The following is a 24,443-nucleotide window of genomic DNA, read 5'->3' on the forward strand; positions in this document are numbered from 1 at the left end:
GGCTAAATAAGGGTCGTGTATCTTAGTCTATTTGCGGTAATGGCGTTAGTAAAATCAAGTTTGTTGGCAAAATCGTCAACGATTGGCTTTTTAAGACACAAAAAAAACCAGCATAACGAATGCTGGCTCAAAAAATGAAATCCATGATTTAAAGTGTCGAAGGTTAAGTAACGCGTTGTGATTTATTGTAGATCTTCGTCATTAATGAAAGGCAGCAAAAAACAGCACATTTATTTGATCTGTACCCGTACAACTGCCGTCGGCGACCCACTGGGCGGTGATGTTGCCATTCACGACCTCACTTAGGTCCGCTTCGTCTCCATTAGGATAGGTATCCCAAAAAGTACCATCGGGACGATATAATTTGAAAGAGGCACCAGCACAGGTGGGGGGGTCTATTATTTCGTAATCTATAAACATAAGCCCGGCGTAATCTGACACTGGCGCATGACCACCATCAAAAAGGACTTCTATTGTATACGGTATTTCCACGCTACTACTAGTCCCAGATTGAGGTAGCCTACCGAAATCAATGACTGGTTCTGATATGAGTGTGACTGTTTTATAATGTCTATAATATTTTAGCTCAAGACATAAATGCGCCATTACCGACCCATCTCTATAATAGGGATCTGGGCATAAATAACCAGAATGAGATTGAGTAACTTTCAACATTTCGCTAACTACATCATGAAAAACGACTTTTCTTCCAGGCAATATGCTATTATCACACCTTAAAGCATCGGTATCTAAATAACAATTAGCAGTATTCAAATCACTCGGATTAGTGCCATTTTTAAAAACCTCATTTCCATATTCATTAATAACATAAGTGTCCCATGTTACATTTGAACCTATTAAATTTACATCGACATAGGGTCCAGTATACAGCGGAGTATAAAGCGGGTTTGATAATAACGGAAAGACTGAAGAATCTACATAGCTGCCGCATGACGACCAGGAGCAAGTACTAGGACTAGTACCGACAGGTTCCAAATAATATATATAATCTGCTGACTGATTAAAAAAATAGCGACCAACACGACTCGAGGTCATAGTACCAACGAATAACACATCTTTGTATGCATTATTTTCAAAAAAAGTATAATGGGTATTAGCAGTCAACTCAATATCAGCACGCACAGAAAATGTAACAAAAAAAACCAACATACTTGTTAATAAGGTTTTCACTCTATTCATTATTAATTTCATCCTAACTATTTTGAAATTAGCCACTTAAGTTCAACATAAGTCGCACTGTGCCCGTGTACGTCAGCATTAGAGTCAAAATCAATATATTGATAATTTAACCCAGCGGCAAACTGCTCCGTAAATCCATAGTAAATACCACCACCAATTACAAGCGATAAGTCATTTCTGCCCGAGGCTGCATGGCGAATATCCGAAACACCCAGTTTTAGGGAGATATCTAAATGGGGTGTGGGCGGATAGGTGAGCAATCCGCTCACGACTAGCCCATCATGCTTTAACTGTTCAGAGTGACCTAAATGTTGGTATTCAACTTGTGTCGAAAAATAGTCTGAATAGCGATAGCCAAGCACCAAACCTCGGGTAAGGTGATTGCTATTATCGACTAAGCGATGATTGTCATCGACTTCACCTAAGACTTGTCCATACCCCAACTGCCCACCGAGATACAGCCCAGTCGATCCATCGGCGTAGGCACTTTGAGTCGTGAATGCGAGGCAAGCAACGGTAACAATAATGGCGTTGTTAACTATCGCAAAGTTGTTAACTATCGCAAAGTTGTTAACTCTCGCGACGTTGTTCGCTAAAGATAGCTTCATGATTGACTCCTTCACTTAAGGGTAAGTTAAAGTAAACACGACGGGCTTACTAAACCAACCTGTATCTGCACCGGTCCCGATCGTTGTTACAACATCGAGTACGCACGATCGACTAGCGGTAGTATGGACTTGTATACAAAACTCCTCGCTACCGTCTAAATCCACCGCCGCTCCAGCATATTTTAGATTCATCTCAGCATCGGTTCTTAACTCAAGTGCCGTCACATCACCGACCACTAAATCCGTGGACGTAGCGGTAAGCCCGGTTGCATAACCGATGTGGTCACAATCAATATCTACTGCGACATTGCCGACACTCCCGCTTGTTCCTCTCGCCAGCATACCTAAGTCAAATACGGGTGGCACCGTGATCAAACAAGTCACCGGGACATATTCAACAGTAAAAATAACTTCAATCTCATCATAATCAGCAGCCCGGGCTGGAAGCACAGTCAAGACGCTGAATATCAACACCAAGAGTGCGTGAATTTTATTCATAGATGACTCCCTTAGCGCTTGCTTTCACTAAACGTGCATTGACTTCCTTCGGTAGCACGCATATCGCAGTCATACTGTCTCACGCCGCCGTAATCATCTATCGAAGAAAAACTGAGTTTTGTATCTTGTGTCCGGAGACTCTTTAGAGGTACGGAAGAAAACGGCGTCATTGTGGTCAAACTATCGTTCACTAATGTTCTATCGTCGTTAATGGCGATAATGGCGAAATAAAACGGCGTCGGGTTCTCCATGTAAACCTGTCCGTTTTTGCGCAATAATTTGATATTGCTTTCCGCATCCTGCCTTTCAACCCCGAGCTCACTTGGTCGATATAACAGCTTAACAATGGTTCTTGTCGCCATCACAAACTGATTATTTGACAGCCCATCGCTTTTCGGCGTTGGCGGTATTTCTTGCAGATTAATGGTAAATAGACTTTCTCTGTCCGTGGCAAGGCTGTCCGTTTGCATCTGTGAAACCTGCACCACATGTCGACCGTTATTGGGGTCAACGGTGAACATGCTTGGATTGACGGCAAACGGAATATCCGGGGTATCGTCGCTGTTTTCTATCCAAAACTGTGCGCCGTATTTTTCTTTAGCATTGTTCTCTACCGTCACAGGAATGGCATTGGCTTCTTGTTTATAAATAAAACGGGTGCCGTGTAACACCAAAGCGCTATTGGCAAAAAACGTGGGCATCAGCAATCCGACCACAACGCCAAATTTTGATAAACTATTCACAAATCACCTCAGAGATTATTTTTTTATTTGCTTGTACATCATGCATATATATTTCACATTCATGACTATCACTATTAATAGAGAGTCGTTCTATTGGGTTGACCGATGAAATGGTCGCCATTCCATTGGGAGCAATAGCGCCCAAATAGAGACCACTTGACTCAAGTTCACCTGTCTTTAGACTGATTCCGTCTTTGTCCTTGACACTTAAAGTGTAGCTGTAGACTTTGCTACTGTTTATTATTTGATGGACAATGGCCCCTTCTACCGGCGTGACATTTTGCACCGATGTATCCACTTCCGCCCAAACCGGTACCGTATTCACATCCACTCTCAATGCGTTATTTTGATACGGAGAGACATTGACCAAAGCATAGCCATTAGCGTCACTCTCAGCACCCCTTACCTTGATCCCTTCGATACCTTGTGTGCTGACCAAAGCCACCGTACCGCTGCGATTATTTGACGCGAGAAGACCACTGGGTTGAGTCCAAACTACCGCACCACTTGCCCCGACCGAGAGTAATGACTCGCCATCCTGATAATTGATGCGTGAGCTCAAACTCGCTTTATTGTGTCGGTAGCTTAACGAGGTATTGACACCATAATCGCCAACGCTCACGCTATAGCCCACCTTGTCACTGATGTTGCCACCGGACGAGGCTGAAAGTGCTAAATCAGAGTTGCTACCAATCGAGGCGGACGTCGTTACCGTGTGATACTGATCGCCATAATTCAATGGTAAAGACAATGACAGCCCATAACTGGTATCACTGGTGCCATTTTGGTTGGAATAGCTGACTGATAAGCTGCTTCCTAACCCTCTCCACCAAGATTTGCTAAGAGAAAGCGAACCACCTGTACTGATGTCGTCATTGTTCCAGTACGTCTGTTGCCAGCCCGAGAAACTAATATTGGCACCTTGAAATCTTGAACTCATGAGAAGCTGTAATCGGTGCTTCTGGCGTTGTCGGGTGTCGCTGTAATTTTCTGGATAAAAGCTGCTGTATGGCACGTAGTCACTGTCTCGATAGCGATAGGCGGCTAACTGCAAGTGGGTATCCTCGAGCAGTTGGTAGCCATATTCCACGTTGGCGGTCATTCCGGTTAATCGACTGCCATCATCATAGTTGGCAATAGACATACCGCCTTTAAGTGACAGCGAGCCAGCGCGACCTAAATAGAAACTGCCACCTATGCCAAGATTCTGGTAATCATCGTCGAGTATAAGCCCTGCCCCTAAGGTGTAGTTTTGATAGCCATAGCGACCATCAGCAAAAATAAAGTTTCTGTCGCTATCAAACATGCCCTCGATTTTGCCACTTAAGTGCCTTTTACCCACCGCTAAGCTAAAGTCGGAATAGTTTTCTCTTAACAAGGAAGAGACCGAGATCAGGGGGTAGACTTTTTCTTCGATATTTCCGTTAGCGTCTTCAATCTCGACCCGCAAATCCCCCGAACCAAACACATCAAAGCCATCTATTTTGTAGGGACCTGATGAAATCACTTCCGAGTAAACCACTCGCTCGTTCTGTCTGACCGTCACTTTTGAGGTGGAATTCGCTATCCCTGAAATATCTGGGAGGTAACTTGAGCGTGCATTCGACATTAGACGACTGGACGTAAGACCGATCCCGCCGAATGAAAATCCTTCAACAAAACGCCCGTTGGCATTGCCTTTACCAATCACCAAATTCGATCGGATCTGAGGTAAGGCTTTGGTCAAATACAAGTTAGACACATTGCTTTCGAACGATTGTCCTGACGACCAGTTAGAAGCAATATCGGTATGTGCTTGCCAACCCCATAGGTTTATTTGTGCGTTCACAGAACTAAACATTGATTCATCGACATTAGTGCCCGTCGAAGCGGAGACGTTGTACCCCGCTTTGATGCCATTAATTCCGTCAGCCGCGTCAATACGAGCGTCATTGGCTTTGATGTACTTTTGAGGAATGGCGATATCAAGCGATGGCTTGGATAAATCAAACTTTAGGTCTGCGAACTCAATTTTGGTTAGGTCTAAACACGCATTGTCGGTTAACGCAAGGTCATAAAATTCCTGATTAAAGTTCACCGAAACAGAATCAAGCAAACCTACCGCAAGACAGAGTGAATCCCTAGCTTCCTCTTCTGCTGTAATTTCGAGGACTTTGCGTCCTATTTGACGACCATTAAAAGAGACAAGCGTCTGATAACGACCTTCCACGATCCCACTTTGGCTACGAAAAACCTTGGGATTAGAATTTACCCCATGAAGAAAGTCGGTGTTAAAGGCGAATACGTCATCGGTTGCGTTTGCATCGTTGTAAACGACAAAGTTTAAACATAACAAACAAACCGAACAACGAAGCAAGTTGTGATGCATAATTAAAAACCCGAGCAACATATAAAAAAAAGCGCCCCCACTTTTCGATAAGGAAACGAACGCATGTATTCAAAAAGTGGAGGCGTAAGGAGGCTTATTTACTTAGAAGTAAGCAACGTTGTAAGTGCCAGTCGTATTGAAGTTACCTGGAACGGTGCCACCGACAAGCTGAGCCTCATAGTGCATACCGCCTGCTGCTAAGGTTTCAGTATTGGTAAAATCTGCCTTTGCAGTTGTCGTGCTGATGTTAACGTCACCGTTTGTAGCTGATTTTGATACCAGTGTCATCGTTGCATCTGTTGCAGAGCCACCATTGTTTGCGATTGAACCCGCCAGCATTGTTGGGCTTGACCAAACAGTCTCAGAGTTACCAGTAACCGCACACGCACCGCCACCAACAGCTTCTGAAACGATATAGAAGTCAACCACTGGAGCGGTTGAACTAACAGCCGAAGTACCTAGATCAATGATATTACTTGGGATTGCAACGCCTGCACCATCGACTACTGATGTATCACACGTAACACTTGTTACAGCACCAGTGAAAGTTACAGTACCTGTTGAAGCAAAAGCCTGTGCGCCCATTAATAGTGAACCACATGCAATTGCAACTGCTTTTTTAGAAAAACTCATAAATCTTCCTTATTTTCTGACGAAGTAAATTAACAATTAAATAGATCCATAAATTAAATCATGGAGTCCCTTTGGATTGTGACTAATGTTAAAAGTAAATTTTTAGCATTGACGATTTTAAATTTATTCAAAATGAAACCGTCAATTAAATAAGCCGTTGTTATTGAATAATCCCTAAACAACGAGGTGATTCTGCCATGGTAGAAAACAATAGACTAGGCCTAAGCATCAATAACAGAATTGTCCTACAAAAAACAATAACGTTCCGACAATGCAATCTATTTTCATCATAATATTGGTATATTTAAGCATGAATTAAGTGATTATATTCAATGACCTATAATAGGTATAAATAGGTCGTTATTGGGCGAGAACATTTGCTAAAAAAACTTATTAAGATCAATTGTTTTTAGTTATTTTATTTCTTTGCCGTCAAGAAACAGCTAAGGGCAATGCCCGCCAATCCTTGCTCCCTAAGGGTTAGGCATAAGGGTTACGATTGAGATGGGTGTACGATTGGGGGTCTCTCAACCGTTCTAAAAATTACTGAACAGTTGAAAGTGTTCGTTTTGTGTAAATGATAAATTAGTGACTCAAACGACTCATATTCGATACTTTATTAACGTCCTGTTTTTTACTGGAAATTAAAATGGAATAAACAATGCTTTTTACAATCAGAGGCGTGTTGCTTTGTTTATCTTGGTAAGCTTAATTTGACATCACTTAGCAACTTTAATTTTGTAACTATTATATACAAAACGTCAAAACCTATGATTAGCCTTAAGATTTATATATTCGTCATCATGAATCTTAGTGCAGAAAATAAAGATACCCGATTAATTTATTAGCAATTGTTACGAAGTATTATTAATGAGTTTTATAAATAGACCGCACGTTCGTTGAGGTTAAGGCGGTAGCTATGGATGGTACTCGCTTGATGTGGATTCCTTCCTGCGAAGGAATGGCGCTCCCTGCTACGTCGCCCCTTCGAAGGAAGGGGGCTACTTACGGGTGGCGCTTGCTGGTAGTGGATTCCTTCCTGCGAAGGAATGATGGTATGGTGAGGAATGGCGATGTGGTTGAGGAATGGCGGTGTGGTTGAGTGTTAAAAGTGCCTGTCCCGATAATTAAAAGTGCCTGTCCCGATTATATCCCGATTACGCTACTACGCGTCCGACTGCGTTATAACGCAATCTGTCATCAATAATTACGATTGCGCACCATTACGAAACTCCCTTCGGAACAGGGCTGGTGAAACACCGATACGGTGTTTAAATTGCTGTGAAAGATGTTGTTGCGAAGAAAAACCACATGCGAGAGCGATGTTCGCCAGCGTCATGTCACCGCTAGACAGCAATTGCCTCGCCAGATCAACTCGCTGAGAAAGAACATATTGGTGTGGTGAACAGCCAAAACTTACTTTAAACATTCGTGCAAAATGAAAGTCACTTAAATGTGTCAGCGCGGCTAAATCACCGATTGTAAACGCAGTTGAAAGATTTGCTTGAATGTAGTCTTGTACACGTCGCTGGTTAATTGTCGACAAGCCACCTGAACTGATCACCGTTTGTGGCGCATTATGGCAATGCTGACGGATCAAGTGCAGCAATAGTAACTGCTGTGAGTGCGATATCATTAGTTTGTCCGTCGCCTCATTCCAGTCGAGCTTTAATATTGTTTCACGAATTAACTGGTTGACAAATTTATCGTCGACATATGTTTTCTCTTTCAACTCTATATGGCGACCCTCTTTATCAAACACTTGTGCGGCAAAGTCCTGTAGATGCTCTTGTTCAAAATAGAAATGGAAAAAGCGAAACGGTGTAGAGAAAGCCCATTCAGAGCGATGACCTTGCGGCATTAGGCACAGCTTGTTCTCACCGCCATGTACGTTACCTGAATTCATCAACCGTTGAGTACTTTGACCGCCTTTTAGATAAAAACTTAGCGTATGGTGACTCGGCGTATCATAAAATGCGCTTCCATGACAATTGCTCCAAACCGCAGAGCCCATACCGTTGTTCAGCCAAAGTTCATTGTGTAGCTGCGCGGTGTTATCAGCTAAAACATTAAATACACGTTTGTTTTTCATCCCTTTAAGTATTCCTGTGCTCATCCATGCTCCTCAATCGCTTATCTGTTAAATATACGGGTATTTCGTCAATCATGAATACATTTCGGAATAAAAACCGCAAGAATCTATAAATTCCACAACAATTTGAACGCTTGATAGAAGCGACAAGCGTTAATCTGAGCACATCTTTCAGAAATGCATAAGAAGACAAGTTAATGACGAGTGTTTTATATACAACAACGGTGCTTATATGGGGTTCAACATGGCTTGCGATTGCCTATCAACTCGGTGATACGCCTGTTGTTGTCTCGATTGCATGGCGATTTGCACTCGCCTCTGTGATTTTGTTTGCCTTATTATTGGCTAGAAAATCCCAGCTCCAACTTTCCACAGAAAATCATAAAATAGCCGCTTTACTCGGTCTCTGCCTGTTTTCCAATAATTTTCTATGCTTCTATATAGCCACTCAATACCTTCCTAGTGGTTTGAATGCCGTTGTATTCTCGCTTGCTCCAATGCTAAATGCGCTTAATCTGTGGGTTATAGAAAAACGCCGTCCCACAATGATTTTTCTTCAAGGCGCACTTATTGGATTTATTGGCGTGGTTTTCCTCTTTGCATCACAATTTATGGGCGCAGAAATGGATTTGAACATTTTGTACGGGCTGTTACTCAGCATGCTTGGCACTTTTTTCTTTTCTATCGGAAATTTGGTCTCTGCCAGAGCCCAAAGCAAGGGAATGCCGCTTCTCCCCACTACCGCTTGGGCGATGGGGTACGGTTCAATCTATCTTGTTGTTATCGCTTTGGTATCGGGGATGTCGTTAGCCGTGACTATGACTCCAACCTACCTTTCAGCCTTGTTTTATCTCGCAATAATAGGATCGGTTATTGGATTCAACACCTACCTTGCACTTGTCGGTCGGATTGGGGCTGCAAAAGCCGCTTACTGCACGGTCCTTTTTCCTTTAGTTGCATTGTCACTGTCCACACTGTTTGAAGGTTATCAATGGACAGGGTTTTCAATGCTGGGTGTCATTCTCGTTATTACAGGAAACCTGCGAGTTTTTGGGATACCTGAACCATTAAAGCGGTATTTATATTCGACTCGTGCCAGTTAGCCATTTTTTCCTAATACTATGGGTTTCTTATAAGAGGTAAAAATGCCCAAGTTAAAAGTGCCTGTCCCAACAGCAGTACACCAACAGTACAACGCCAACAACGAACAAGAAATGACACTCCCTACAACGTCTCCCCTTCGAAGGAAGGGGTCTACTCAAGGGTGGCGCTTGCTGGTAGTAGATTCCTTCCTGCGAAGGAATGACGGTGTGGTTGAGGAATGACACTCCTGCGACGTCTCCCCTTCGGAGGAAGGGGTCTACTTGCGGGCGGCGCTTGCTGGTAGTAGATTCCTTCCTGCGAAGGAATGACGGTGTGGTTGAGGAATGACACTCCTGCGAAGGAATGACGGTGTGGTTGAGGAATGACACTCCTGCGACGTCTCCCCTTCGGAGGAAGGGGTCTACTTGCGGGCGGCGCTTGCTGGTAGTAGATTCCTTCCTGCGAAGGAATGACGGTGTGGTTGAGGAATGACACTCCTGCGAAGGAATGACGGTGTGGTTGAGGAATGACACTCCTGCGAAGGAATGACGGTGTGGTTGAGGAATGACACTCCTGCGAAGGAATGACGGTGTGATTGAGGAATGACACTCCTGCAACGTCTCCCCTTCGGAGGAAGGGGTCTACTTACGGGCGGCGCTTGCTGGTAGTAGATTTCTTCCTGCGAAGGAATGACGGTGTGGTTGAGGAATGACACTCCTGCGACGTCTCCCCTTCTAAGGAAGGGGTCTACTTACGGGGGGCGCTTGCTGGTAGTAGATTCCTTCCTGCGAAGGAATGACGGTATGGTTGAGGAATGGCGCAGTGGTTAAGGAATGGCGGAGTGGTTGAGAGTTAAAAGAATTAAAAGTGCCTGTCCCGACTACGTTCTATAAAGCGCAAAAAGGGGCAGACATTAGCCTGACCCTTTTAACTACTTTTCTTTAACGTTGCAGGTAAAGTAACGAGTTATTTGTTCGCTGGTGTTTGCAGTTTTTCCATCACTTCATCAAGGTTGAAGCTCGCGGCTTTTTGTCGCGGAGGAAACTCTTGGAAAGTTTCAAGATACTTTCCAACGTAGGCTTGTGCGGGTACAAACATATAAGCGTGGTCAATTAACCAGTCATAATAGGTGTTCGAGGTTACGTCAGCGACTTCATATGGGTCCATTCGCAGGTTAAACAGCTTAGGCAAACGCAATGTGACAAACGGTTCTGCCCAGATCTGCAATGTCCCCTCTACACGCTGCTCCATAAACACGACCTTCCAGTTGTTGTATCTCAGCGCGGTTAAATCACCGTCATCAGAGAAGTAGAAGATCTCCTCGCGAGGGGCTTTATCGCTTTCTCCGGTGAGATACGGTAGGAAGTTATAACCATCAAGGTGAACTTTGAACGACTTATCGCCCGCGGTCATGCCTTTCAACAGTTTATCTTTGACGTCCGGATCACCCGCGGCGGCGAGGAAAGTCGGCATCCAATCCATGTGGTGCATAATATCGTTTGATACCGATCCTGCTTCGATTTTGCCTGGCCAACGCACCATCGCTGGCACGCGATACGCCCCTTCCCAGTTGGTGTTTTTCTCACCACGGAATGGCGTTAAGCCGGCATCCGGCCAAGTATTCATATGAGGACCGTTGTCGGTGGAATAGAAGACCATGGTGTTATCTTTGATGCCCAAGTCGTCGACTTTTTTCAGCAACTCGCCCACATGATTGTCATGCTCTATCATCGCGTCAGCATAGAAACTGACATTAGACTGTCCTTGTTGCTCTGGCTTAACATGGGTTCGGAAGTGCATTCGAGTGGCGTTCCACCAAACGAAGAAAGGTTTTTTCGCTTCTACCGCGCGATCCATAAAGTCGAGCGCCGCCGATAGCGTTTCTTCATCCACAGTTTCCATACGCTTACGCGTTAAAGGACCAGTATCTTCGATCTTGCCATCCGCCGATGATTTGATCACCCCACGAGGACCAAACTTTTTACGAAACTCGGGATCTTTCGGGTAATCAACGTTTTCTGGTTCTTCTTCTGCATTGAGGTGATAGAGATTACCGAAGAACTCATCAAAGCCGTGGTTGCTTGGCAAAAATTCATCTTTATCGCCCAAGTGGTTTTTACCAAATTGCCCCGTCATGTAACCGTGAGGCTTAAGCAGTTCGGCGATGGTGGCATCTTCCGCTTGCAAACCTAAGTCAGCACCCGGTAAACCTACTTTACTTAAGCCGGTTCTCAACACACTCTGACCGGTAATAAATGTTGAACGCCCTGCAGTACACGATTGTTCACCATAATAATCGGTAAACATCATGCCTTCACTGGCGATTGAATCAATATTCGGTGTCTTATAACCCATCAAACCAAAGGTATAAGCACTGACATTGGATTGTCCTATGTCATCCCCCCAAATAACCAAAATATTCGGTTTGGTTTCTTCTGCATACACCGTGCTAGACACGGCGCATATCGCGGTAGCCAAAACTCCTAGACTCCACTTAAAGTTTCTTTCCATAGTCATGTAAACCTCTAAGTTGATTGGATGTTGCTTGCCTTTAACTTATAGTCGCTAACTCAAGACCACGCCAAGCATATGCCGTGTTTTGCAGCGTTTTTTTAATTGTTCAATAGTGTGAAGTTGAACACTTAGGTCGCTTTAGTCTTGCTGTTAATAAACTTTCAGCTTTCGCAAACAAACTAGGATAACGCGTTGAAATAACAATAGTTTAACGTCAACTACAACCCTTGTTTATAGTGCCTATAAGACGATTTCTTGCGTTTTTACTATTAAATTGACACCGATAATCTTTTAAATCCAATTAGTTAGATGATGGAGTCAATATGACGAATCAGTTTAATAGAATCGCACTTGGTCTTGGACTAACGGCCGCTTCTGCGGCGGCGATGGAGTGCAAAAAGGACAGGCATAATAGAACTGCTTTCTATTATGCCTGTCCTTATTTCCAAGTCTTTCCACCAAGTGTTGCTTCGACAAACTCTACCCCGCTGTTTTACTGTATTTATGACACTTCTAAACCAATTAACCATGAAAATAACCACACTACTGCTATGGTTAATAGTGTAGTTTTTATTGCGAGATTGGCTTTTATGGAAGAAAGTAAATTTGAAGAATATGAGGCGATTATGACGTCGTTACCTGATCTGGTTTTTGTTCTCACTGAGTCGGGGCGTTATGTCGCAATTTTAGGGGGGCACAGCTCTGATCAATATCACGATGGGGCTTTTTTGGAAAATCTCAGCCTATTTGATGTACTCCCCATTCAAAAAGCGGCGTGGTTTATCCAGAAGATCAAGGAAACACTGTTAGCGGATAAGTTAATGGTGTTTGAATACTCACTGTCAGCGGATGATGTTGAAAATATTAACCCAAGTTCGGGTCCTGCCGGAGAGTTGCGATTTGAGGGGCGTCTCAGTCCTCTAAAGTCTTTACGATATGGTGAACGAGCGGTGGTGTGGGTGGCGCGAAATATCACCGAACGCTACCAATTAGAGCAAAAGTTAATTTTTCAGGCGGAAATCGACCCTCTGTCCAATGCATTCAATCGCCGGAAATTTTTTCATTGCATGGAGCTAGCCTTCTATAACTTCCAACGGTATGGCGATAACGTCAACTTTCTTCTGTTGGATATTGATAATTTTAAGCAAATCAATGATAAGTATGGACATCAAGCTGGTGATAAGGTCATCCAAAGCATTGCTCAATTGTGTCAGGCAAAGCTGAGGAAAACGGATGTATTCGGACGCATTGGTGGCGACGAGTTTGGCATTATTTACAAAAGCTCGCCTGCTGGTTCACTCGCTTTTGCTAAACGACTAAACAAGCTTATCTTATCCGTGCCTTCCGACATCAGTGCGTCTTTCAGTATTGGTATCAGTCAATTTAAACAGAGTGACACCACGATTGAACAAATCTATCAAAGAGCTGATCTTGCGCTTTATCAATCAAAAAAGGCTGGCAGAAACATGTGCTGTGCTCATTAGCATTAGCTCATCAGCAATCATCGTTAACCGCTATCCACTTCAAAAAAACAGCCATGCACTATTAAAGGCATGGCTGTTTGAATTGCTCGCATCCGCTTAGCGGACGCTTACTTTACTTCGTATCTCAGTAACACTTCATTATCTAGCACCACATTCGTTGACCATATAAAGCTGGCTCCCGCGCCACTGAATTTATCAATAAAGTTCATGTAGGATTTTTTGTTGTTCACGCCGATTTCATCTTCTGAATATTGCGAGGCTTGGGGCCAAGAGGTGGAATCAAAGTCAGGATTCATCCAATTGTTTGGCGTCTGCCAATGAGCAGCGTAAGCATTACCGCCATCGTCCGTCCCTTCTGTGGTACACGTTTCTGATAAACGCTGACCATCCACTTCACTTAGACAAGTGAGATCATAAATGGGTGAGGTATAAAACGTTTGAGCTTGCCAGTCAGAACCGGTCACGGTGCCATCACTAAAACTGGCGATAAAACCACCATCTCCCGGATGATAAGCCTTGCCTCGATTATCTTCTGTGCCCAAGCCAAGGTTTTCTTCCCAATCGATAACTTTTACCGCAATCGTGTACGGCTTGCTGACTTTAAACTTGACGATACTCGAGTTAAATGGCGTGAATGGTACGGTGTCTACCGCAACGAGTGTGCCATTGATGTAAAGCTCAAAGTAGTTATCAGCGAAAATGTAGCCGGTAATTTCTTCCCCATCAGCATCAATCACCGCAACAGGGATCGAGGCTTGATCGATATCAGCAATACTTTGGGGCGTGATATTGGCACATTCTTCATATAGGTCGACCGCTTTTGGCGCGGTGGTAAAGTGATTATCGGCAGGCACCGTCCAGACCTTTCCTTGCGAGTCTGCAATTTCCCCCACACCTGCTACTCGACTGCGCCCATTTTCGCAGGTGAAGAGGTTGGATTCTAAGGTTTTAGCCAAACCTTGAGTAATACTGGCAGAACCACGGTAATCACTGATACGACTACTTGAGCCTGATTCCGTCGTTGGCGTGCACCCTGCGGTGAGTAGAATAAGCGATGCAAGGGTAATTATCTGATTTTTGTTGGAGAGCATTAACTTGATGTCCTTTGCGAGAAGGCGGTTAAACTTAACGGTAGCATTAAACCGATATAGTGCAACCAGAATGGTTTTAGGAAGTGGTTTTAGAAAGGACATGGTTTTAGAAAGGACAGGCATAGTAAAAAGTAAGTTTTACAGCAACGTCATCCCTGCTCCCCTTAGGTTTTAGCGTAGGGTGCTTTGAGTGCGATTGAAGCGAAAATAACGGAATACTAAAATGACAGCCACACGAAAGCTCAGCTTTCGTTGCTGATGCCAGTTAGAGGGTTTATCAATGACGTTACATTATCCAAGCGAGTAGCCACACATCCGCTGCCGTTGCATCTTCGCTATTGCTAATGGAAAGCTGGCTTTGCTGCCGACTAAGGTTGCCCGCTGTCTTTCTAGTTGGGTACACACTTTGAGCCACTCTTGCTGAGTCAGGTTTAGCCTTTCCAGAAGTGGCGGTAATTCGGCATTAATGCTCGCTCTTCCTTGTCTAAATTCTCGTCCAGTCCAGTCGACAAGTTCAAGATAATCCATCAGTCTGAAAGGGATCCCAGCGAACGTTTCATGGGTTGAGTTTCCAATAAATGGGTGAAGACACGGAGCGGTGGGTTGCCCACGATTTAGAGCCTTGAGGCGGTCTTGAACAGAAGTGTAGTCTGATGTTTCTGACTTTTTAGCCATGCCTGCTCGAATGGGATTCAAGTCGGTATAAGCCATGGCGGCAAGCAGCGCTTTTTCATCTAATAGCGCCTGACTTTTGTAGCGACTTTCCCAGAAGTGCCCTGTGCAGTCCTCCTCTCGGTTTGCCTTCATCGCAATGTCGAAGTTCAGCTCGCGCATAAACCAACTAAGGCTGTATAAGCGCTCTCGCCACTGCTCCACGATTTCATGGGCTGCGTTTAACTCGGCAACACTTTTTATCTGGTTTGAAAGCAAACGCTGTATTAGCACGGGTTTTGTATGAAGCTGACTCCACCGCTCGATCACATCAAAGTCCGACAATGCTTCCGCTTGCTGTTGATTGATATGTACTACCACATGATAGTGATTACTCATCACCGCATAGGCACAGATGTCGATACAGAAAACTTGGCTTAGTTGTTTGATTCTGGACTGTATCCAGCCCCGTCGATGCTCATAACTTGTTTGTGATTGTTCATCATAACCACACAGAAATGTACGGCGAACACAGCGGGAGACGCAGTGATAGTACGGTGTGGCCTCTAAACACACTTGCTGACTTCTGGCTTGGGTCATGATGGGCTCCGACGGTGGAATTTTCACCAATATAGCCTACCGCTTGATAGAAAGCTGAATCACCACAGAATTTTACGAGTGAGTTTGAAGTTTTATGCAATGACTCAGCCGTTTTCATAGATTGCCTGTCCTTACAAAAAAGACTCACTTTCAGACTCTGGACTGCGGTATTCATAAGTGTCAGAAAATCGCGATAGAATCCAATCTCCTGCCGTTATTGGTGGGTACTGAGTTTGTTCCCCAGGCACTAAACAAGAATCTAGGGTTTCGACCAGAGTATCGAAGTCTGGCTCTACAAAAAATGGCATTGAGAATCGCGTTACGCCTTGAGTGGGACTCATCACACGATGTGCCGTAGATTTATAACGATCGTTTGTCCATCGCTGCATCAAATCCCCAATATTGACCACGAAGCTATTTTCAACAGGTAGGGCATCAACCCATTCGCCATCCATACCTTGCACTTGAAGACCACCCGTTTGGTCTTGGTAGAGCAAGGTAATGCAACCATAATCTGTGTGTGCCCCTGCCCCATTACTCATTTTTTCTTGAGGTGGATAATGAATGAAACGCAATACGCTAACAGGATAGTTAAAGCTTTGTGTAAAGAAGTTTTCCGGCTGTTTCAATGCAATAGCCATAGCTTTAAGGATTCTTAGACCGACCTGCATGGTCAGCTCATAATGTTGCTGAACCAAAGGGACAAATCCTTCAAGGTTGGGGTATTGATTTGGTCCATAAAGATCGGGGCAGCGACCAACTTGAGGATGAAAAGGGCTAAGATCGAGTGCCATGTCAAAGGTCTCTTTAAAGTCTTTAGGTCCGTTTGGGTCAAGTTGTTCTGCACTCACTTGTCCCCACCCTCTGTGATTACCAGAATGTTGGATATTTATCTTCTGTTTTTCTTGTTCGCTTAGTGCAAAGAACTGACTGGCCATCGCTTCAACGCTAGAAAACTGCTGTTCCGGAATACCGTGACCTGTGACATAAAAGAATCCAGTATCACGGCAGGCCTTGTCAATAGCCTCGATGACATCATTCCATTGATTAGTATCTGGATTTGCAAGTGCTGATATATCTATTATGGGTAAATTTGCGTTCATATTTTTTCCTACACGAGTCCATTGATGAATGGTACTTACATCTGTTTCTTTAATGACTGTTATCTGTTAATCACTAAACATTCGCCATTAAAAGTGCCATCTCGTGGCGTAGTTCAGCGACAAGTTGATGAATGTCTACAACGGTACTTTCTTGCTTTGCGATAACTGGACGTCCTTGAATGAAACTATACTCAACGATCGCGGGTTCTCCGCAAAGAATTGGCGCAAACTCTGGAGAATGAACCATTGCCATTCGGGGTGAGTCGATACGATATAGAACTAAGTCAGCCGCATACCCGACTGCTATTTGACCACTTTTGAAACCCAACAAATCGGCACCATTTTTTGTGCCCCAGCCCATGACTTGATTGAGCTTTATCGAATCTGCGCCATGCTGAGAGCGATGCAGTAGCCAAGCTAGATTAAGCTCTTGCAGCATGGAGCCAGACTCAGCAGAGGCAGAGCCATCTACCCCCATGGTCACGTTGATGCCAATTGAATCCATGTCTAATGCCGAAGCAATTCCACTTCCCAGTCTGCAATTTGATGTGGGACAGTGTGAAATCGAAGTGTGTGAATCAGAAAGGAGTTGTCTCGCCGGTTTGTCCGTATGTACCATATGTGCAAACCACACATCCTCGCCCACCCAATCGCAGCTCGCAGCGTATTCCATGGCGCTCATACCATACTTGCTTTGAGCTTGCTGCTCGTCGTCACTCACTTCTAATAAGTGAGAGTGCATTTTTAGCTGATGCTGACGAGCAAATTTAGCGAATTCCTTTAAGTGCCCCGCTTCGCAGGAATGAATCAGGCTTGTCGGTGCCATACAGACTCGGCTCATCGACAAAGGAGCGTTATCGTGAAAGTTTAAGCTGTGCTCCATCCTTTGCATTACCAACTCAGGTGTTTCTGGTTTGAGTTGCATACTTTGCACGCCTTTATGGCTACCTATGCTAGTGGCACTTCCTCGACACAGTACAAATCGCATCCCCATATTTCGAGCAGCACGCCACACCGCTTCTTCAACCTCAGGACTAGATTGATAATGATAGAGATAGTGATGATCGGCGCAGGTCGTTGCACCGGAGAATTGGAGTTCATATAGCCCTAGCTTGGCAGCAAGGTACGTTAATCTCGGTGAGATTTTTGGCCAAAAGCGATACGGTACTGCGGCCAACCATTCGCCAAGCCCTTTATTTAACCCGTCAGGAATTCCTTTTAAAACAGATTGTGCCAAGTGATGGTGGGTATTAACCATACCGGGATATATAACGCAGCCTCGTGCGTCTATCAGTTCGTCACCTTGTAACGGTAAATCGTACCCAATCTCGGCGATGATGCCTTCACGAATTCTAACATCGCCCTTAAAAGTACCCGCTGCTTTCAGAATACCCTCAGAATTTTTTATAACGTATCCCATCAATTACTCCTTAACATGATGAGCAATGTCCCGGAAAAATCCTGACCGCTTCTACTCCTAAATTATGGTTTCAATTAGTATGCAGCAAAAAACACGCCATCATGTTAATTATCATTACCCTTAGCCATACACCCAACCTCCCTTGCAACACGAATAAATAAACACATAAACATCAAGTTAACAATCAAGCAACTAATGCACAATTTCCGTGCATCACTTCCCCACCATGAATCAGATGTCGCTTAATCTATCAGCCAAATTTGATTCACTAACCTCTTTAAAGATTCAAGCCATACCAGACACGCCCTAAAATGCAACAAAAGTGTTACATTTCTGGCATGCGATTTGCGTTAGTGATTTGCACAAGATTAACGAAAAGAAAATTCAGACTATAAGAAAAACCGACACGTAAAGTCATTAGCAAGAGTAGAAGCGTTTATCTAGTCACCACGGCAGATAGAGACATTGCTCGTAAACATCGAAAAGGATCTAGTATGCTTAAAACGCTCAGCTCAACATTACTTCTAACCACTCTTAGCTTCACCACTCTCGCAGCCGACAAGGTAAAATTCCAACTTGATTGGTTACCTGGTGGAGACAAAGCCCCTGTTTATGTTGGTATTGATAAAGGGATCTTCGCTAAATACGATCTAGAAGTCAGTATCAACCAAGGTAGAGGCTCAACAGAAGCAATCACAAAACTCGCTACGGGTATTTCTGACGTTGGTTCGGCTGATATCTCAGCTTTGCTTGTCGCTAAAGCTAGCAACGATGTGCCAGTATCAGCTGTCTATTCGGTATTTAGCCAAGCACCTCATGCATTTTTTGTCGTGGATGATGGAACGATCAACTCAATGGAAGACATTAAAGGAAAGCGTGTCGCAACCTCACCTTTCACCTCATCGAATCTCTACCTTCCAATAGTGTTAAACCAAAGCGGATTAACTGAAGACGACATTAAGTTGACTAAAGCTGACCCTGGTGCTTTAGGTCCAATGCTAGCAACCGGAAATACCGATGTTTTAATCTCATGGGTCACGAGTACAGAGGCACTTAAAAGCCAAGCGAAACAAGCCGGTAAATCGCTAAAAGTCATGCCATGGCACGAAGTTGGTCTAGAGCAATACTCTACTTCGCTACTTGCCAGTGATCGCTTTTTAGCTGAACGTCCTGATGTAGCAAAACGCTTTATCAAAGCCTTCGAGGAAGCTGTTGCATATACCTGGGCTAACCCTGTTGCAAGCGCAGAATCTATCCACAAAATTGTGCCTGAAGTGGACGTAAAAGTAGCGACCGATACCATTACTTCTATTCATGGTTTAGTTTACAACCCAATAAGTGAAGCCTCTACTTTGGGTCAATTTGATTCAAAACATCTAGCATCAACATGGAAATGGACATCAGCAGCACAAGGCATAGATGAAGCGAGCTTTGACCCTGAAGACGCTCTAAACCGCGCATTTTTACCGGAGATGGAATAATGGCTGCATTTGTTGAATTTAAGGAAGTATCACATACCTATGTGACCGACCAAGGAAAACCGGTTCCTGCGCTAAAAGATGTCAACTTTGCTATTGAAAGAAATCAGTTTATTGCAGTAGTCGGTCCGTCCGGCTGCGGCAAATCAACGCTTCTTAGATTGTTGTCAGGTCTGATTCCTGCCACAGAAGGTGAAGTCTCAGCCTTTGGTCAGCAAATTACTGAACCGAGAGACGATATCGGGATAGTGTTTCAAAAACCAACCTTGTTACCGTGGTTAAGCATTTTGGATAACGTGCTATTTCCACTGAAGCATAAATTTAATTTCGTTGGAGAAAAGGACAAACAAAGAGCCAAAGAACTCATCAACATGGTGGGACTGGAGGATTTTTTATCACAACGACCGGATGAGTTATCTGGCGGTATGCAACAACGAATCGGCATTGCCAGAGCGTTGTTACTCGACCCTGAGATTCTTATCATGGATGAACCGTTTTCGGCGCTCGATGCTCTAACTCGAGAAGAGATGGGGTTTGAGTTACAACGAATTTGGCAAGAAAAGCCTAAAACCGTCCTATTCATAACCCACTCAATTTCTGAGGCTGTATTGCTCGCCGATAAAGTTCTGGTTATGAGTGAAAGACCGGGCTCAATTGCGGAAGAAATGGACATTGAGTTGCCCAGACCACGAAACATTGAAACTATTCAACAACCTGAGTTTGCCGATTATACCGCCCGTATACGCAAATATATTTACAAACCTCAATCCAAAGCAGTTGATAAACCTTCCGGTAAAACTGTGCTCAAAACCGTCGCTTAAGAGGTGAATATGACACAAGCATATAAACGATATTTACCCGTACTTACGCTGGCTATGATTTTACCTTTGTGGGAGTTGATCTGTTTTATTGGTTCGATTCCATCCTACCTACTTCCTGCACCATCCGACATTGTAGAAGCCTTTGCCGCAGTGGATGCTGGACGTTGGTTAAGTCATCTATGGGCTACCCTCTATATTGCCATTGCCGGGTTTATGCTCTCTGTAGTGGTCAGCATTCCAATTGCTGTTGCTATGGTTCGGTCTGAGTATCTAAACAAAACCATCTACCCTATGTTGGTCGTCATTCAATCGACACCTGTTGTCGCTATCGCGCCTTTATTGATTGTAATTTTAGGTACAGGTGACGCGCCAAGACTCGCCATCACATTCTTAATTACTTTCTTTCCACTGGTCGTAGCGGCAACGACTGGGATGCAAGCGACACCGAAAGAGTTGATTGAACTTTCTAAATCGTTAAGAGCAAAGCCGAATCGAGAGATTTGGCAAATAAGATTGCCTTATGCCATCCCTTACATTTTTAGCGGTCTTAAAGTGGCAATCACACTTGCCATTATCGGTGCAGTGATTGCGGAATTTGTTGCAGCAGAAGAAGGACTTGGATACTTCATCCAGTTTTCGACTTCTTTCTTCAACATTCCACAAGCATTCGCTTCCTTAGTTGTCCTTTCAGGAATCAGTTTAGCCTTGTTCCATAGCATCAAACTGATTCAAAAAAGCTTTTTTAGCTGGAGCTTAGACAAGTAAAAATAAGATCAAATATTCAAGGAGTAGAAGCGGCAAATCCTTACGATTGGCATTGCTCCATTACTTAAATTTAATGGAGATAATATGACATACGCATTGGATGAACTAAACCTTGAATCCATCATAGGTCGTGAAGGGAGCATCGATAATCAGCGAGCAATCCCAGTCATCGACCTATCCGATTTTGAAAACCGCAGGGAAGAGATCAAGCAAGCCTTGTGGCAAGCCGCCACCAAGGTAGGCTTTTTTCAGGTCAGTCACCACTCAATACCACTTGAACTTATTAACCGAGTTTTCAACCAATCTAAGCGTTTTTTTTCTTTGTCCACGCAAGAAAAGGGAAACATCGCACTGTTAGAAGGACAAAATGCAGGCTGGGAGTATAAAAACCAAATTCGTCCTTCCACAGGCACAGCCGATCAAAAAGAGTCTTATCAAGTCACGCTACCAAGAATGACCAATCTGTGGCCTGATCGCTTAATACTTCCTAGCTTCCAGTCAGATGTTTTACAACTTGAATATCAAGCTTGGAAACTCGGAATGTCTATTCTGTCATGTTTTGCTGAACAACTTGGAATGGAAAAGGACTTTTTTACTCAAGCACATGACCGCAACTCTAAGCACTATCAATCCACTCTACGCCTATTGCACTATTTACCACTAGAAGAAAGCTACATACCAAAACCTGGAATGTGGCGTGCTGGTGCCCACACAGATTTTGATTGCTTAACGATGGTTTTTCAGAGAAACGGTGAAGGTGGACTGCAAGCTTGCCCAGGTAAAGATGCGCAAGACGAACAAACTTGGACAGACGTTCCTGCGACAGAAGAGGTCATCACCTGCAATATTGGCGATATGTTGATGCGTTGGAGTGATGACCAGCTTAAATCGACGCTTCATCGTGTGCAAATGCCTCAAACCGCTGGCTCCCACAAAGCAAGATACAGCATGGCTTTCTTCTGCCAAGCAAATGCAGACCAGCTCATTCAAGGCAAATTGGGTAAATATAAACCTATGACTGCGGCAGAGTATCTGCAGCATAGGTTGAGCGCAAATTTCTGATCAGTACTTTTGAGTGTATTTGTGGAATGAAAGTTAACAAATACTCTGATTTACAAAGCCAATAATAAGGATTATTTATGAACGTCACCCCACTAGACCTAGAGATGTTACGCAAAACGATCGCCATTTCTGAAGAAGTCGCCGCTCAGGGGATCCACCCGTTTGCAGCAATACTGGCTGATAAAAACGGTAACGTGCTAATGGAGCAAGTTAATGCTTATCAGCCAGATCATGATATGACTGGTCACGCTGAGCGTGTATTAATGACTCGTGCTAGCAAAACATGGCGACCTGATTTTCTATCTGAATGCACTATGTATGTATCTGCTGAGCCTTGCTGCATGTGCGCTGGTTCAGCATATTGGGCAGGGTTAGGAAGAGTCGTTTACGCCTGTTCCGAGCATAGGTTAAAGCAGATCACAGGTAATCACCCTGAGAATCCTACTCTAGATTTACCTTGTCGGACCGTATTCGAGTCAGGACAAAGAGAGGTTGAAGTTATCGGTCCATTATTAGAAGAAGAAGCTGCCAAGGTTCATCTGGACTTCTGGTGCCAAATATCACAGGAAGCCGAAGCCATTTAACTAAAGACAAAGGACAGGAAAGGAAAATACCAGGGACAGGCATATTAGAAGTCCATTATACTGCCTGTCCTTATAAAAAGGACATTAGTCAGCGCTAAACGACCCAGTATTAAAACCAAAAAAAAAGCGAGCACTAAGCTCGCTTTTACTATTTGATGTTAACGTCGATTACAGTAGTTCAACCGACTGCTGCGCGATAACGAACTCTTCATTGGTTGGGATAACCATCGCCACAGCGCCAAGCATTTCAGATTTACCGATAATACCCGCAGCGCCGAAACGTGCATCAGCGTTGCCTGCTGCATCTTCAACGAAACCAAGTAGTGATAGGTTGTTTAGCACTTCACGACGGATGTCTAGTGAGTTCTCACCGATACCACCGGTAAAGATGATTGCATCAAGTTGAGAAAGAGGAATCATGTAAGAACCGATGTATTTAGCAACACGGTATGTGAATACCTCGAATGCTAGACGAGCGCCTTCGTGACCCTCTTGCATTGCTTCTAGGATGCCACGCGCGTCTGAAGTTAGACCGGATACACCAAGGAAACCAGACTTCTTGTTGAGCGTGTCAAAGACTCGCTCTGGGCTCCAACCTTTCTTCATTAAGAACTCGATGACGCCTGGGTCAAGGTCACCAGAACGTGTACCCATCATAAGACCAGCAAGCGGTGTAAAGCCCATAGAAGTATCAACACTGACACCGTTGCGAATTGCACATACCGATGCGCCATTACCAAGGTGTACAGAGATGTAGCTTGATTCATCAATTGATTTACCTAGCATCTTTGCAGCTTCGCGGCTAACGAAGTAGTGGCTAGTACCGTGAAAACCGTAACGACGAATACCATATTCTTTATATAGCTCGTTAGAGATTGCACCTGTGAATGCTTTCTCTGGCATTGTTTGGTGGAAGGCGGTATCAAATACTGCGAATTGAGGCAGTGATGGGAACGCTTCCATCGCAGCGCGGATACCGATAGCACCTGCTGGGTTGTGAAGTGGTGCAAGGTCAGACAGTTTTTCGATTTCTGCAGTCACTGCTTCATCGATGCGTACTGTCGTCGTGAATTTCTCGCCACCGTGAACGATACGGTGACCAACAGCAACGATATCTTGTTGTAAGCCAAGCTCTTCAGTAAGACCAACAAGCTTACCAATCGCGATTTTGTGGTGGCTATCAGCACCTTCAATCGCGATTTCTGTTTTCTCACCATTAAATTTCCAGCTCATACGAGACTCTGGTAGACCGAAGCACTCACCAAGGCCTGTTAAAACTGCTTCACCATTTTGTGAATCGATAACGGCAAACTTAAGAGATGAGCTACCTGAGTTAATCACGAGAACAAACGAATTAGACATGGGACATGATCCTGTTGCTGTGCATGGATGGAAACGACTTCCTGTGTATTTGTATTATTATTAAAATTTTTTTGAAATCTTTCAACTTTCTTTTAAAAAAATATGCCATTAGGCGCCATTTTTTCTTGACCAAAATCAACATATGTTTTTTTTCGACATTGAAAATTAATCAGCCAAGCAACTAAAGCAACCAAGAAGCTAAGCAACCACTGATGAGAGTAGCTGCGCAGAGATGACCGTTTGATAACGGTCATGCAGAAAAAAACCGAGCCTAAGCTCGGTT

General features: G+C 44.1%; 20 protein-coding genes. 7 read left to right on the forward strand and 13 right to left on the reverse strand.

Annotated features, from left to right (window positions below):
• Positions 1 to 201: 201 nt before the first annotated feature.
• The 7 genes from L9Q39_RS18350 to L9Q39_RS18380 all read right to left on the reverse strand — a co-directional run bounded on the left by L9Q39_RS18350 (position 202) and on the right by L9Q39_RS18380 (position 8,166).
• Positions 202 to 1,200, reverse strand: coding sequence for a hypothetical protein (locus L9Q39_RS18350; protein ID WP_237486532.1), 999 nt, complete (start codon positions 1,198 to 1,200; stop codon positions 202 to 204).
• Positions 1,201 to 1,217: 17 nt separating this feature from the next.
• Positions 1,218 to 1,808: an outer membrane beta-barrel protein gene (locus L9Q39_RS18355; RefSeq protein WP_237486533.1), complete on the reverse strand. Its 591-nt coding sequence runs from the start codon at positions 1,806 to 1,808 to the stop codon at positions 1,218 to 1,220.
• A 15-nt stretch (positions 1,809 to 1,823) separates the two neighbouring features.
• Entirely contained in the window at positions 1,824 to 2,306 is a 483-nt protein-coding gene (locus L9Q39_RS18360) for a hypothetical protein (RefSeq protein WP_237486534.1), read from the reverse strand.
• An 11-nt stretch (positions 2,307 to 2,317) separates the two neighbouring features.
• Positions 2,318 to 3,049 carry a fimbria/pilus periplasmic chaperone gene (locus L9Q39_RS18365; protein ID WP_237486535.1) on the reverse strand — a complete coding sequence of 244 codons (732 nt, stop codon included), beginning with the start codon at positions 3,047 to 3,049 and terminating at the stop codon, positions 2,318 to 2,320.
• Positions 3,042 to 5,438 carry a fimbria/pilus outer membrane usher protein gene (locus L9Q39_RS18370; protein ID WP_354004660.1) on the reverse strand — a complete coding sequence of 799 codons (2,397 nt, stop codon included), beginning with the start codon at positions 5,436 to 5,438 and terminating at the stop codon, positions 3,042 to 3,044. The genes L9Q39_RS18365 and L9Q39_RS18370 overlap by 8 nt, the downstream gene beginning before the upstream one ends.
• A gap of 81 nt (positions 5,439 to 5,519) precedes the next feature.
• Positions 5,520 to 6,050 (reverse strand): fimbrial protein, encoded by a 531-nt coding sequence (locus L9Q39_RS18375; RefSeq protein ID WP_237486537.1) that lies wholly within the window; start codon positions 6,048 to 6,050, stop codon positions 5,520 to 5,522.
• A gap of 1,207 nt (positions 6,051 to 7,257) precedes the next feature.
• Positions 7,258 to 8,166 carry a helix-turn-helix domain-containing protein gene (locus L9Q39_RS18380; RefSeq protein WP_237486538.1) on the reverse strand — a complete coding sequence of 303 codons (909 nt, stop codon included), beginning with the start codon at positions 8,164 to 8,166 and terminating at the stop codon, positions 7,258 to 7,260.
• A gap of 173 nt (positions 8,167 to 8,339) precedes the next feature.
• Here L9Q39_RS18380 and L9Q39_RS18385 point away from each other — a divergent pair, with 173 nt between their 5' ends.
• Positions 8,340 to 9,245, forward strand: coding sequence for a DMT family transporter (locus L9Q39_RS18385; protein ID WP_237486539.1), 906 nt, complete (start codon positions 8,340 to 8,342; stop codon positions 9,243 to 9,245).
• Between the two features lie 946 nt (positions 9,246 to 10,191).
• Here the strand turns inward: L9Q39_RS18385 and L9Q39_RS18390 are convergent.
• Positions 10,192 to 11,742, reverse strand: coding sequence for an arylsulfatase (locus L9Q39_RS18390; RefSeq protein ID WP_435532851.1), 1,551 nt, complete (start codon positions 11,740 to 11,742; stop codon positions 10,192 to 10,194).
• 320 nt (positions 11,743 to 12,062) lie between these two features.
• Between L9Q39_RS18390 and L9Q39_RS18395 the strand changes: the two genes are divergently transcribed.
• Positions 12,063 to 13,223, forward strand: coding sequence for a sensor domain-containing diguanylate cyclase (locus L9Q39_RS18395; protein ID WP_237486540.1), 1,161 nt, complete (start codon positions 12,063 to 12,065; stop codon positions 13,221 to 13,223).
• A 107-nt stretch (positions 13,224 to 13,330) separates the two neighbouring features.
• On the opposite strand, the gene L9Q39_RS18400 is transcribed toward L9Q39_RS18395, so the two are convergent.
• From L9Q39_RS18400 to L9Q39_RS18415, 4 genes are all read right to left on the reverse strand, one after another.
• A complete protein-coding gene (locus L9Q39_RS18400; protein WP_237486541.1) occupies positions 13,331 to 14,314 on the reverse strand; it encodes a hypothetical protein in 984 nt (327 codons plus the stop codon).
• A gap of 291 nt (positions 14,315 to 14,605) precedes the next feature.
• Positions 14,606 to 15,565, reverse strand: coding sequence for a transposase (locus L9Q39_RS18405; protein WP_237486542.1), 960 nt, complete (start codon positions 15,563 to 15,565; stop codon positions 14,606 to 14,608).
• A gap of 131 nt (positions 15,566 to 15,696) precedes the next feature.
• Entirely contained in the window at positions 15,697 to 16,668 is a 972-nt protein-coding gene (locus tag L9Q39_RS18410) for an isopenicillin N synthase family dioxygenase (protein ID WP_237486543.1), read from the reverse strand.
• 73 nt (positions 16,669 to 16,741) lie between these two features.
• On the reverse strand, positions 16,742 to 18,088 hold the full coding sequence (locus L9Q39_RS18415) for an amidohydrolase family protein (RefSeq protein ID WP_237486544.1): 1,347 nt from the start codon (positions 18,086 to 18,088) through the stop codon (positions 16,742 to 16,744).
• Between the two features lie 494 nt (positions 18,089 to 18,582).
• Here L9Q39_RS18415 and L9Q39_RS18420 point away from each other — a divergent pair, with 494 nt between their 5' ends.
• From L9Q39_RS18420 to L9Q39_RS18440, 5 genes are all read left to right on the forward strand, one after another.
• Complete coding sequence (locus L9Q39_RS18420; RefSeq protein WP_237486545.1) at positions 18,583 to 19,569, forward strand: ABC transporter substrate-binding protein; 987 nt, start codon at positions 18,583 to 18,585, stop codon at positions 19,567 to 19,569.
• Positions 19,569 to 20,387, forward strand: a complete 819-nt coding sequence (locus L9Q39_RS18425; RefSeq protein ID WP_237486546.1) for an ABC transporter ATP-binding protein — start codon at positions 19,569 to 19,571, stop codon at positions 20,385 to 20,387. The genes L9Q39_RS18420 and L9Q39_RS18425 overlap by 1 nt, the downstream gene beginning before the upstream one ends.
• A 9-nt stretch (positions 20,388 to 20,396) precedes the next feature.
• Positions 20,397 to 21,152 carry an ABC transporter permease gene (locus L9Q39_RS18430; protein WP_237486547.1) on the forward strand — a complete coding sequence of 252 codons (756 nt, stop codon included), beginning with the start codon at positions 20,397 to 20,399 and terminating at the stop codon, positions 21,150 to 21,152.
• Positions 21,153 to 21,236: 84 nt separating this feature from the next.
• A complete protein-coding gene (locus L9Q39_RS18435; protein WP_237486548.1) occupies positions 21,237 to 22,214 on the forward strand; it encodes an isopenicillin N synthase family dioxygenase in 978 nt (325 codons plus the stop codon).
• Between the two features lie 77 nt (positions 22,215 to 22,291).
• On the forward strand, positions 22,292 to 22,798 hold the full coding sequence (locus tag L9Q39_RS18440; protein ID WP_237486549.1) for a nucleoside deaminase: 507 nt from the start codon (positions 22,292 to 22,294) through the stop codon (positions 22,796 to 22,798).
• Between the two features lie 168 nt (positions 22,799 to 22,966).
• On the opposite strand, the gene L9Q39_RS18445 is transcribed toward L9Q39_RS18440, so the two are convergent.
• On the reverse strand, positions 22,967 to 24,160 hold the full coding sequence (locus L9Q39_RS18445; RefSeq protein ID WP_237486550.1) for an acetate/propionate family kinase: 1,194 nt from the start codon (positions 24,158 to 24,160) through the stop codon (positions 22,967 to 22,969).
• Positions 24,161 to 24,443: the final 283 nt, after the last annotated feature.

Origin of the sequence: Vibrio hippocampi, from assembly GCF_921292975.1 — a bacterium.
Lineage (GTDB): Bacteria > Pseudomonadota > Gammaproteobacteria > Enterobacterales > Vibrionaceae > Vibrio > Vibrio hippocampi.